This window comes from Rhodanobacter sp. FDAARGOS 1247 (assembly GCF_016889805.1).
In the GTDB taxonomy this organism is placed as follows: Bacteria; Pseudomonadota; Gammaproteobacteria; order Xanthomonadales; family Rhodanobacteraceae; genus Rhodanobacter.
Genome location: NZ_CP069535.1, coordinates 2002456 through 2014202, shown reverse-complemented (window position 1 = coordinate 2014202; position 11747 = coordinate 2002456). Strand labels below are relative to the sequence as shown.

At 66.7% G+C, this 11747-nt stretch carries 10 protein-coding genes, 1 tRNA gene and 1 riboswitch; of the genes, 5 read left to right on the top strand and 6 right to left on the bottom strand.

Translation table 11 applies throughout. The features are described 5' to 3' along the window. Nucleotides 1-57: 57 nt before the first annotated feature. On the bottom strand, nucleotides 58-2979 hold the full coding sequence (gene gcvP, locus I6J77_RS09135; RefSeq protein ID WP_204108750.1) for an aminomethyl-transferring glycine dehydrogenase: 2922 nt from the start codon (nucleotides 2977-2979) through the stop codon (nucleotides 58-60). A gap of 39 nt (nucleotides 2980-3018) precedes the next feature. Continuing rightward, nucleotides 3019-3116, bottom strand: a riboswitch (glycine riboswitch). 210 nt (nucleotides 3117-3326) lie between these two features. Between gcvP and I6J77_RS09130 the strand changes: the two genes are divergently transcribed. Further along, nucleotides 3327-3734 carry a VOC family protein gene (locus I6J77_RS09130; RefSeq protein ID WP_204108749.1) on the top strand — a complete coding sequence of 136 codons (408 nt, stop codon included), beginning with the start codon at nucleotides 3327-3329 and terminating at the stop codon, nucleotides 3732-3734. 77 nt (nucleotides 3735-3811) lie between these two features. Here the strand turns inward: I6J77_RS09130 and I6J77_RS09125 are convergent. Next, nucleotides 3812-3898, bottom strand: a tRNA-Leu gene (locus I6J77_RS09125). Between the two features lie 258 nt (nucleotides 3899-4156). Here I6J77_RS09125 and rnr point away from each other — a divergent pair. The 4 genes from rnr (at nucleotide 4157) to sugE (ending at nucleotide 8118) form a co-directional block, all read left to right on the top strand. After that, complete coding sequence (gene rnr / locus I6J77_RS09120) at nucleotides 4157-6715, top strand: ribonuclease R (RefSeq protein WP_204111445.1); 2559 nt, start codon at nucleotides 4157-4159, stop codon at nucleotides 6713-6715. Continuing rightward, entirely contained in the window at nucleotides 6712-7458 is a 747-nt protein-coding gene (gene rlmB / locus I6J77_RS09115) for a 23S rRNA (guanosine(2251)-2'-O)-methyltransferase RlmB (RefSeq protein ID WP_056717562.1), read from the top strand. The genes rnr and rlmB overlap by 4 nt, the downstream gene beginning before the upstream one ends. Then, nucleotides 7455-7724 (top strand): hypothetical protein, encoded by a 270-nt coding sequence (locus I6J77_RS09110; RefSeq protein ID WP_204108748.1) that lies wholly within the window; start codon nucleotides 7455-7457, stop codon nucleotides 7722-7724. The genes rlmB and I6J77_RS09110 overlap by 4 nt, the downstream gene beginning before the upstream one ends. A gap of 76 nt (nucleotides 7725-7800) precedes the next feature. Then, nucleotides 7801-8118: a quaternary ammonium compound efflux SMR transporter SugE gene (gene sugE / locus I6J77_RS09105; protein WP_204108747.1), complete on the top strand. Its 318-nt coding sequence runs from the start codon at nucleotides 7801-7803 to the stop codon at nucleotides 8116-8118. Between the two features lie 17 nt (nucleotides 8119-8135). Here the strand turns inward: sugE and phoU are convergent, their stop codons facing one another. The 4 genes from phoU to pstC form a co-directional block, all read right to left on the bottom strand. Then, nucleotides 8136-8858, bottom strand: a complete 723-nt coding sequence (gene phoU / locus I6J77_RS09100) for a phosphate signaling complex protein PhoU (protein ID WP_204108746.1) — start codon at nucleotides 8856-8858, stop codon at nucleotides 8136-8138. Between the two features lie 141 nt (nucleotides 8859-8999). Next, entirely contained in the window at nucleotides 9000-9809 is an 810-nt protein-coding gene (pstB, locus tag I6J77_RS09095) for a phosphate ABC transporter ATP-binding protein PstB (protein ID WP_204108745.1), read from the bottom strand. After that, nucleotides 9802-10668, bottom strand: coding sequence for a phosphate ABC transporter permease PstA (gene pstA / locus I6J77_RS09090; protein ID WP_204108744.1), 867 nt, complete (start codon nucleotides 10666-10668; stop codon nucleotides 9802-9804). The genes pstB and pstA overlap by 8 nt, the downstream gene beginning before the upstream one ends. Beyond that, on the bottom strand, nucleotides 10668-11675 hold the full coding sequence (gene pstC, locus I6J77_RS09085) for a phosphate ABC transporter permease subunit PstC (protein WP_204108743.1): 1008 nt from the start codon (nucleotides 11673-11675) through the stop codon (nucleotides 10668-10670). Before pstC ends, pstA begins: the two co-directional genes overlap by 1 nt. Nucleotides 11676-11747 lie beyond the last annotated feature (72 nt).

Here is an 11747-nt window from a genome sequence, read left to right as displayed (position 1 = left end):
CACCATAAAAAAGGCCCCGCCGTGGCGGGGCCTTCGCATCGGACGATCGACCGATGGTTACGCTTCGACGTCTTCCCGGTACGCATCCACCGGGATGCACGAACACATGATGTTCTTGTCGCCGTAGACGTTGTCGACGCGGGCCACCGGCGGCCAGTATTTCTGCAGCTTCAGGCTGGCCAGCGGGAAGGCGGCCAGTTCGCGCGGGTAGGCGTGGGTCCACTCGCTGGCGCTGACCATGGTGGCGGTGTGCGGCGCGTTGGTGAGCGGGTTGTCCTCGCGGTCCAGCTTGCCTTCCTCGACGGCGCGGATCTCGTCGCGGATCTGGATCATCGCGTCGATGAAGCGGTCGAGCTCGACCCGCGATTCGCTTTCGGTCGGTTCCACCATCAGCGTGCCGGAGACCGGGAAGCTCAGCGTGGGCGCGTGGAAGCCGAAGTCGATCAGCCGCTTGGCCACGTCCTCGGCGCCGATGCCCGTCGCGTCCTTCAGCGGGCGCAGGTCGAGGATGCATTCATGCGCGACCAGGCCGTTGCGGCCGGTGTACAGGGTGGGGTAGTGCGGCGCCAGCCGTTTCGCCACGTAGTTGGCATTGAGCAGGGCCATCTGGGTGGCCTTGCGCAGGCCCTGCTGGCCCATCATGGTGATGTACATCCAGCTGATCGGCAGGATCGACGCGCTGCCGAACGTGGCGGCGCTGACCATCGCGCCGTTGCCGGTGCCCTCGGTGCGCGCGCCGTCGTTGCCCAGCGCGCCCGGCAGGAACGGCGCCAGGTGCGAACGCACCGCGCACGGGCCCACGCCCGGGCCGCCGCCGCCGTGCGGGATGCAGAAGGTCTTGTGCAGGTTGAGGTGGCTGACGTCCGAGCCCCACTTGCCGGGCTTGGCCACGCCGACCAGCGCGTTCATGTTGGCGCCGTCGGTGTACACCTGTCCGCCGTGCTGGTGGACGATGTCGCAGATGGCGACCACGTCTTCCTCGAACACGCCGTGGGTGGACGGGTAGGTCAGCATGATCGCGGCGAGGTTGGCCGAGTGCTTCGCGGCCTGCGCGCGGATGTCTTCCAGGTCCACGTTGCCGTTCGCGTCGCACTTGGTGACCACCACCTTCATGCCGCACAGGTGGGCGGACGCCGGGTTGGTGCCGTGGGCGGATTCGGGGATCAGGCAGATGTCGCGATGGCCTTCGCCGCGCGACTGGTGATACGCACGAATCGCCAGCAGGCCCGCGTATTCGCCCTGGGCGCCGGAGTTCGGCTGCAGGCTCACCGCGTCGTAGCCGGTGATCTCCACCAGTTGCGCTTCCAGCCCGGCGATCAGTTCCTGGTAACCCTGGGTCTGCGCGGCGGGTGCGAACGGATGGATGTTGGCGAATTCCGGCCAGGTGACCGGGATCATCTCGGCGGTGGCGTTGAGCTTCATCGTGCACGAGCCCAGCGGGATCATCGTGCGATCCATCGCCAGGTCCTTGTCGGCCAGCGCGCGCAGGTAGCGCAGCAGTTCGTGCTCGCTGTGATGCGTGTTGAACACCGGGTGGGTGAGGAACGGCGAGGTGCGCTGCAGTGCCTGCGGGATCAGCGACGGCGCGCTGGCGTCCAGTTCGTCGATGCCGGGCAACTGCGCGTCATCGCCACCGAAGATGCGCCACAGCAGTTCGATGTCGGCGCGGGTGGTGGTCTCGTCCAGCGAGATGCACAGGTACTCGCCCCAGGCCTTGCGCAGGTTGGCGCCCAGCGCCACCGCGCGGGCGGCGATGGCGTCGGTGCGATCGCCGGTCTTCAGGCTGATCGTGTCGAACGCGCTGTCGTGGTGGCTGGCGGTGAAGCCGAGCTGCTGCAGGCCGGCCTTGAGGATCGCGGTGAGCCGCGCCACACGGGAAGCGATGCGGGCGAGGCCCTTGGGACCGTGGTAGACGGCGTACATCGAGGCCATCACGGCAAGCAGCACCTGGGCGGTGCAGATGTTGCTGGTGGCCTTCTCGCGGCGGATGTGCTGTTCGCGCGTCTGCAAGGTGAGGCGATAGGCCTTGTTGCCCTCGGCATCGATGGAGACGCCGATCAGGCGGCCCGGCATCGAGCGCTTGTACGCGTCGCGGCAGGCCATGAAGGCGGCATGCGGACCGCCGAATCCGAACGGCACGCCGAAGCGCTGGGTGTTGCCGATCACGATGTCGGCGCCCATTTCGCCCGGCGACTTCAACAGGGTCAGCGCCAGCAGGTCGGTGGCGAAGATCGCCAGCGCGCCCTTGGCATGGATCTTCGCCACTTCCTCGCTCCAGTCCAGCAGCCAGCCGCTGCTGGCCGGGTACTGGATCAGCGCCGCGAAGTAGTCGTCCGCGGCGATCGCGGCATCCCAGGCCTCGGCGGAATCGGCCAGGGTGATCGTCAGGCCCAGCGGCTCGGCGCGGGTGCGCATCACCTCGATGGTCTGCGGGTGGGCATCGCCGAACACCACGATGGCGTTGCCCTTGTTCTTGCTCGAGCGCTTGGCCAGGGTCATCGCCTCGGCCGCGGCGGTGGCTTCGTCCAGCAGCGAGGCGTTGGCGATCTCCATGCCGGTGAGGTCGGCGCACATCGTCTGGAAGTTGATCAGCGCCTCCATGCGACCCTGCGAGATCTCCGCCTGGTAAGGCGTGTAGGCGGTGTACCAGGCCGGGTTTTCCAGGATGTTGCGCAGGATGACGTTGGGCGTCAGCGTGCCGTAATAGCCCTGGCCGATGAAGCTGCGGAACACCTGGTTGTGATCGGCGATCGCGCGGATCTTGGCCAGCGCTTCTTCTTCGGTGATCGCCGTGGGCAAGGCCAGCGGTGCGGCGGACTTGATCGAGGCGGGCACGATGGCGTCGGTCATCGACTCCAGCGAATCGTGGCCGACCACGCGCAGCATCTGCGCGATCTCGGCGTCATCCGGGCCGATGTGGCGTTCGATGAAGGCGCCGTGGTTTTCGAGGTCACGCAGGGAAGTGGGGTTGTGGCTCATGGCTGGGCATCCGAAGACTGGCGTGTCGTGCCGCACGCGGGGCGCCCCTCTGTCCTTTTGCCTGAGAGTTTGGAAACGCGGCGGCGTCTCGTGCCCCTTCGGCGGCGGCTTCAGCCGCTCTCTCCAGAGTGTTCACGCATGGTGGTATGGGGGCCTGAGCGATTACGGGCGTTGCGTCTTCGGCAGCGGCCGTGTCCTGCGAGGGACGGGCCGCTTCTCCCACCATGCGTTTACCGCGGCGATTATACAGGGGGAACGAGGGCTGTCGCGGCCCGCCGGCGCCCGGTTCAGGGAGCTGCCGGACCACCCTGGGTTATGCTCGACTGCCTCATCGATCGGGAGTGCGCATGATTCGGATCGCCGACATCGACCATGTGGTGTTGCGTGTCATCGACAGCGACGCCATGCAGCGTTTCTACTGCGACGTGCTTGGCTGCCGCGAGGAGCGTCGGCAGGACGAGATCGGCCTGGTGCAACTGCGCGCCGGCCGTTCGCTGATCGACCTGGTCGCCATCGACGGCAAGCTGGGTCGCCACGGCGGCGCCGCGCCGGGCGCGCAAGGCCACAACATGGATCACCTGTGCCTGCGCGTGGAGGATTACGACGAGGCGGCGATCCTGGCCCACCTGAAGTCGCACGGCGTGCGCGTCGGCGAACTGGGCTCGCGTTACGGCGCGCAGGGCGAGGGTCCGTCGATCTATCTGTACGACCCGCAGGGAAACATGGTCGAGTTGAAGGGGCCGCCGACTGCTTGAGTGCCATCGGCCTTCCTGACTTCAATCAAACCCGGAAAAGACGAAGGCCGCCTTGTTAGGCGGCCTTCGTTTACAATTGGTGCCCAGGAGAGGACTCGAACCTCCACGGAGTTGCCCCCGCTAGCACCTGAAGCTAGTGCGTCTACCAATTCCGCCACCTGGGCAGGTGTCACGTTGCTCAGCGAGCTGCGTGAGCCGCGTAATTTAGGCATCTGCCGACGGCTTGTCAACACTTTTTCACAACCATCTCTCGCGACGTGGCATTCTCCGCGGCGCAAACATCACAAGGATACTGAGTGACCAGAAAAACTCCCCCCAAGTCCGGCCATCCCCAGGACTCGCATCCCGCGAAGAAATCCGCCAAGCGGACACCGCGCGCTGCAGCCACGCCGGACAAGCGCACCCGGGCCGCCGCAGGCGCCGTGCGTGATCCCCATGCCGATCGCGAGGCGCAGCGTTATGCGCGCCCGATCCCCAGCCGCGAGGCGATCCTCGCCCTGCTTGAAGAGCGCGGCGAGCTGTTGACCGAAGCGCGCATTGCCGAAGCGCTCGGCATCCACGAAGAAACCGATCTCGAAGCCCTGCGCAAGCGCCTCGGCGCGATGGTGCGCGATGGCCAGATGCTGCTTGGCCGCCGTGGCGGCTACGCGCCGACCCAGAAGCTGGACCTGATCGCCGGCCGCGTGCTGGCCAATGCCGAAGGCTATGGCTTCCTGCGCCCGGACGAGGGCGGCGAAGACCTGTACCTGTCGCCGCAGCAGATGCGCGCGGTGATGCATGGCGACCGCGTGCTGGCCAGCGTGGTCGGCATCGACCGCCGCGGCCGCAAGCAGGGCGCGATCGCCGAAGTGCTGGAGCGGCGTTCGCCGCGACTGGTCGGCCGGGTGGTGATCGATGACGGCGTGACCCTGGTGACGCCCGACGACCGCCGCCTCAATCATGACGTGATGATCAAGCCAGGCACGGAGCAGGGCGCGAAGTCGGGCCAGATCGTGGTGGTCGAGATCACCGCGCCGCCCACCGCCCAGCGTGGTCCGGTGGGCGAAATCCGCGCCGTGCTGGGCGAACGCCTGCAGCCATCGCTGGTGGTGGAGATGGCAATCGCCAGCCACGACCTGCCGCACGAATGGCCGGCCGAAGTGCTGCGCGACGCGGCCCAGGTGGAAGCGGTGGTGACCGCCGCCGAGCGCGAAGGCCGCACCGACATCCGCAAGCTGCCGCTGGTGACCATCGACGGCGCCGACGCACGCGACTTCGACGACGCCGTGTATGCCGAGCCGAAGCGTGGCGGTGGCTGGCGGCTGATCGTGGCGATCGCCGACGTGTCGCACTACGTGCAGGTCGGCAACGCGCTGGATCGCGAGGCCTACGAACGCAGCACCTCGACCTACTTCCCGGGCTTCGTGGTGCCGATGCTGCCGGAGACGCTGTCCAACGGCATCTGCTCGCTGAACCCGAACGTCGAACGGCTGTGCATGGTCTGCGACATGCTGGTCGATGCAGAGGGCAATGTCACCAAGTCGAAGTTCTACGACGCGGTGATGCTGTCGCACGCCCGGCTCACCTACGACAAGGTGTGGCAGGCGGTCGGCCTGCGCGACAAGGACGCCCGCTACGAAGTGGCCGACGTGCTGCCGCAGCTGGAAAACCTGCACGCGCTGTACAAGGCGATGGCCGGCCAGCGCAAGCGGCGCGGCGCGATCGACTTCGAGACGCCGGAAGTGAAGTTCCGCCTCGACCAGAGCGGCAGCGTCGAGTCGATGGGCGCCACCGAGCGCAACGACGCGCACAAGCTGATCGAGGAATGCATGATCGCCGCCAACGTGCAGGCGGCGCTGTTCCTCGAGAAGAAGAAAGTCCCCGCGCTGTTCCGCGCCCACGAGCCGCCGCCGGCCGAGAAGTACGAAGACCTGCAGCAGTTCCTGCGCGAGTTCAAGCTGCGCATGCCGCCGGTCGACGAGGTGACCCCGGCGGACTTCGCCGAGATCCTGCGCATGGTGCACGACCGCCCCGAGCGCGAACTGATCCAGAACGTGCTGCTGCGCTCGCAGAGCATGGCCGCGTACCAGCCCGACAACCGCGGCCACTTCGGCCTGGCGCTCACCGCCTACGCGCACTTCACCTCGCCGATCCGCCGCTATCCGGACTTGCTGGTGCATCGGGCGATCCGCTATGCGCTGACCGGTCGCAAGCCGGCCGACTACACCTACAGCCCCAGCGACATGGCGGCGATGGCGATCCACTGCTCGCAGCGCGAACGCCGCGCCGAGGAAGCCGAGCGCGACGTCGACGAGCGCTTCAAATGCGCGTGGATGGAAAAGCACATCGGCAGCGAGTTCGACGGCGTGGTCACCGGCGTCACCTCGTTCGGCCTGTTCGTGGAACTGGACGAGTCGAAGGTGTCCGGCCTGGTCCACATCAGCCAGCTCGCCAACGACTACTACCACTTCGACGCCACCCGCAAATTGCTCAAGGGCGAGCGCACCGGCGCACAGTTCCGCCTGGGCGACCACGTGCGCATCCAGGTGCTGCGCGCCAGCCTGGAGGACCGCAAGATCGACTTCCGGCTGGTCTCACCGCGTACCCCGGCGACGCCGCCGACCGGCAGTGGCAAGGCGTACGACTATGCGGCCAGCGGCGAGCGCTATTCGCTGCCGAAGAAAGCCGCGGCAACCGCCAAGGCACCAGGCGTGTTCGGCCGCGCGGCCAAGGCGATCGGCCGCGCGTTCGGGCGCAAGGAAGTTGAAGTTGCCGCGCCTGCGCCAACACCGGCTCCGCGCAAGGCGGCGGTGAGCGATAATCCGCCGCCGCGTTCGTCGTCAACGGCACGCGGCGCGCAGCGTCCGGCCCGCAAGGCTGATGCGTCCTCCTCCCGTGGTCCGCGCAAGGAGGCTTCGCCCAAGCGTGGCCACGCTCCGGCCGCCGCGCCCACCGCGAAGAAGGCTTCGCGGCGTCGTCCCAAACCGAAAGGCAAGTCATGAGTGAGAGCTGGATCGTCGGGATCAACCCGGTCGAAGGTGCGCTGAGCAACGATGCCGAGCGGGTGCGCGAAGTGCTGGTCGAGAATGGCCAGCGCAACGCCCGCGTGCTGGAGCTGGCCGAACGCGCGAAGAAGTTGAACATCCCGGTGCTGCACCGGCCGCGCGACGAGCTGGACAAGCATGCCGGCGAAGCGCGCCACCAGGGCGTGGCGGCACGTTATGAAGCCGCGCCCGCGGCGCACGAGAACGACCTGGCCGGCCTGCTGGAACGCGACGGCAGCGATGCCCTGGTGCTGGTGCTGGACGGCGTCACCGATCCGCACAACCTCGGTGCCTGCCTGCGCAGTGCGGCGGCCGCCAAGGTCACCGCGGTGATCGTGCCGAAGGATCGCGCGGTCGGGCTGACACCGGTGGTGCGCCGCGCTTCGGCCGGCGGTGCCGACCGGGTGCCGCTGATCGCGGTGACCAACCTGGCGCGCACGCTGCGTGAACTGAAGGACGCGGGCGTGTGGATCACCGGCCTGGCCGGCGATACCGACACCACCATCTACGGCGTCGACTTCAAGGGGCCGGTGGCGCTGGTGCTGGGCAGCGAAGGCGAGGGCATCCGCCGGCTGACCCGCGAGTTGTGCGATTTCGTGGCGAAGATCCCGATGCCGGGCACGATGGAAAGCCTCAACGTCTCCGTCGCCACCGGCGTGGTGCTGTTCGAGGCGTTGCGTCAGCGGAGCGCGAAGCGATGAGTTTCTTCTGGTACGACTGGGCCGGTTACCTCGGCGTGGCGCTGGTGCTGCTGGCGTTTTTCCTGCTGCAGGAGCGCAAGCTGCAGGGCAGCGGACTGGTCTACCAGCTGATGAATGTGCTGGGTGCGATCGGCGTGATGCTGTCGTTGGGCTTCGGTAGCTTCAACCTGTCGGCGTTCATCATGCAGGTGGCCTGGTTGCTGATCGGCAGCTACGGCATCGTGCGCGGCATCAAGCGTCGACGCGAGACGCGCGGGCTGCCGTAGCGGTAGCGTGAGCAGGGACGACCCTGTGCACTTTTCCATCGCGGGGACGGCCCTGCCACACACAGAGGAACACCACATGGCGTGGATCTATCTGCTGCTGGCCGGCCTGTTCGAAGTGGTCTGGGCCATCGGCCTCAAGTACACCGAAGGTTTTACCCGGCTGTGGCCCACGATCGGCACGCTGGCGGCCATGGCGGTCAGCATCATGTTGCTGGCGATGGCGGTGAAAATGCTGCCGATCGGCACGGCGTATGCGATCTGGACCGGCATCGGCGCGGTCGGCGCGGTGGCGCTGGGCATCGTGCTGTTCGGCGATCCGGCCACGCTGCCGCGGCTGCTGTGCGTCGCGCTGATCCTGGTCGGCATCGTCGGCCTCAAGCTCACCGCGAGCTAGCAGGAGCAGGCAAACGCCTACTCGCCGAGCTTGGTGATCTCCGGGCTCGAGGTGAGATCGCGCTTGCTGCGCTGCTTGTCCAGCGGTTCGCCGGTGACCTGGAACCAGATGTTCTCGGCGATGTTGGTGGCGTGGTCGCCGATGCGCTCGATGTTCTTGGCCATGAACAGCAGATGGGTGCACGGCGTGATGTTGCGCGGGTCTTCCATCATGTAGGTTAGCAACTGGCGGAAGTAGCCGGTATAGGCCTCGTCCAGCACCACGTCGTTCTTCCACACCTGGTAGGCGCGTTCGACGTCGCGGTCGCGGTAGGCGGCCAGCACCTCGCGTACTTCCTCGGCGGCCAGCCTGGCCAGGTGGTTCAGGCCGTGGACCGGGGCGACCGGCGCCACCATCGACAGCGGAATCGAGCGCTTCGCCACGTTGGCCGCGTAATCGCCGATGCGCTCGATGTCCGACGCAATCCGCAGCGCGGCATACACGTTGCGCAGGTCGCCGGCCATCGGTGCCCGCAGCGCCAGCAGGCGCACCACGTCGTGACCGATCTCGTGCTCCAGCTGGTCGATCGCCTCGTCGTTGCCGACCACCCGCTGGGCGGCGCGCTCGTCGCGGCGTTCCAGCACGTCGATGGCTGCTTCCAGCTGGCTCACCGACAGCTCGCCCATGCGCACGATCTCGCCGGTGAGCCGGGTCAGCTCGCTGTCGTAACTCTTGATGATGTGGTCGGTGCCGGTGTTCATGGTTGCCTCGAAGTGTTCAATCAGCTTTCTGAGCCGTCATTCCCGCGAAAGTGGGAAATCCATTTTGCTTTCGTGCGAAAGAGTCGGGTCAAGGTGGATTCCCGCTTTCGCGGGAATGACGCCGCAAAGGGTCCCGGGCTCTCAGCCAAACCGCCCGGTGATGTAATCCTCGGTCTGCTTCTTGCCCGGCTTGGTGAAGATCTTCTCGGTGCGGTCGAACTCGATCAGCTCGCCCAGGTACATGAAGGCGGTCTGGTCGGAAACGCGCGCGGCCTGCTGCATGTTGTGGGTGACGATGACGATGGTGAACTGGCTTTTCAGTTCTTCCACCAGTTGTTCGATACGGCCGGTGGCGATCGGGTCCAGCGCCGAGGTGGGTTCGTCCAGCAACAGCACCTCGGGCTTCAGCGCGATCGCGCGGGCGATGCACAGGCGCTGCTGCTGGCCGCCGGAGAGGCCGAGCGCGTTCTGCTTGAGCTTGTCCTTCACCTCGTCCCACAGTGCCGCGTTGCGCAGGGCCTGTTCGACCCGGCCTTCCATGTCCTTGCGCGACAGTTTCTCGTGGTGGCGGATGCCGTAGGCCACGTTCTCGAAGATCGTCATCGGGAACGGCACCGGCTTCTGGAACACCATGCCGACCTTGCTGCGCAGGCGGTTCATCGAATAGCGCGGGTCGAGGATGTTGTCGCCGTCCAGCAGGATCTCGCCCTTGGCCTCCAGCTTCGGATAGATCGCGTAGATGCGGTTGAAGATGCGCAGCAGGGTGGACTTGCCACAGCCGGACGGGCCGATGATCGCGGTGACCTGCTTTTCCGGGATATCCATGTTGATGCCTTTCAGCGCATGGAAGCCGTTGTAGTAAAAGTGCAGGTCGCGCACGGTGATCTTGGGCGCCGCCGCCGCTGCGGGCGCCACCGGCGCCGGGTTCGTGGCGAGGGCGGAATCAGTCATGGGACACCTTGGTGCGGGAAAGGATCAGGCGCGAGGCCAGGCTCAGCAGCAGCACGAACATGGTGATCACGAACGCGCCGGCCCAGGCCAGGGCATGCATCGCGTCGCCCGGGTCGTTGGCGTACTGGTAGATGATCTGCGGCAGGCTGGACATCTTCTCCAGCGGATTGACGGCCATGTAGTTGTTGCCGAACGCGGTGAACAGCAGCGGCGCAGTCTCGCCGCTGATCCGTGCCAGCGCCAGCAGCACGCCGGTGATGATGCCCGAACGGGCGGCGCGGATCAGGATCTGCAGGGTCAGCTTCCACTGCGGCACGCCCAGCGACAGCGCTGCCTCGCGCAGGGTGGAGGGCACCAGCCGCAGCATCTCGTCGGTGGTGCGCACGATGACCGGGAGCGCGATCAGCGCCAGCGCCACGCCGCCGGCGAAACCGGAGAACGTGGTCGAACCGTGGGTGAGGGCGGTGCTGGGCAGCACGATGATGGTGTAGACGAACAGGCCCATCACGATCGACGGCGCGGACAGCAGGATGTCGTTGAGGAATCGGATCGACTCGCCCAGCTTGGTGCGGTTCGCGTACTCGGCCAGCCAGGTGCCGGCCAGCACGCCGATCGGGGTGGCGATCGCGATGCCGATGAAATTGATCACCAGGCTGCCGACCATCGCGTTGGCCAAGCCGCCGTCCTCGCCATAGGCGGTGATCTTCGTGAACAGTTTCAGATCCAGCGCGCTGATGCCCTGGCGCAGGGTTTCCCACAGGATCCATGCCAGGAAGGCCAGGCCGACCAGGGTGGCCAGCAGGCTCAGCACCATCGCCAGCGCGTTGGCGATGCGGCGGCGCAGGTACAAGGTGTTCATCAGCGCCCCTCCTTGCTGGCCAGCCGTCGCAACATCAGCCGCGCGATCAGCAGCACGATGAAGGTGACCACGAACAGCAGGAAGGCCAGCGCCATCAGCGAAGACTTCTGCAGGCCCGCCGCTTCACTGAACTGGTTGGCGATGGTCGAGGCGATCGAGGTACCCGGATCGAGCAGCGACGCCGACAGGTGCACCGCGTTGCCGAGCACGAAGGTCACCGCCATGGTTTCGCCCAGCGCGCGGCCGAGGCCGAGGAAGATGCCGCCGATCACCGCCGAGCGGGTGTATGGCAGCACGATGTCCCACGACACCTCCCAGGTGCTGGAGCCCAGCGCATAGGCCGACTCCTTCAGCCGGGTCGGCACGGTCTGGAACACCTCGCGCATCACCGAGGAGATGAACGGGATGATCATGATCGCCAGCACGATGCCGGCCACCAGGATGCTGGCGCCGAACGGATAGTCGCTGCCGAACAGCTTGCCCACGAAGGGTACGTGTTCGGCCACCCACGACAGCTGGCCGTCTTCGGGCTTGTTGCCGAGGTTGTTGGTCAGCCACGGCTTGATGTGTTCGGCGAAGAACGGGGCGAAGATGAAAAGCCCCCACATGCCGTAGATGATCGAGGGGATGCCGGCCAGAAGTTCGATCGCCGAGGCGATCGGCGTACGCAGCCAGGTCGGCGCGACTTCGGACAGATAGACGGCGATGCCGAAGCTGATCGGCACGGCGATCAGCAACGCGATGAACGAGGTGGCGAGGGTGCCGTAGACCGGCACCAGCGCACCGTAGACGTCGTTGCCCGGGTCCCATTCCGAGCTGACCAGGAAGTGCCAGCCAAACGTGGCGAACGCCTCGCGGCCACCCCACAGCGTGGCGCCGGCGGCGCCGAGCAGGGCCGCCAGCACGATCAGCGCGCAGCCCTTCAGCAGCCAGCGAAACAGCCGCTCGTGACGGGCGTCGCGGCGGCTGCGCTGTTCGAGGATGTCGGTGGTGGAGGCAGTGGTCATGCGGGACTCTGTGAATGAACTCGTGAACCTCACCGCACCGTTCTCCCCCGGACTCGATCCGGAGGAGAACGG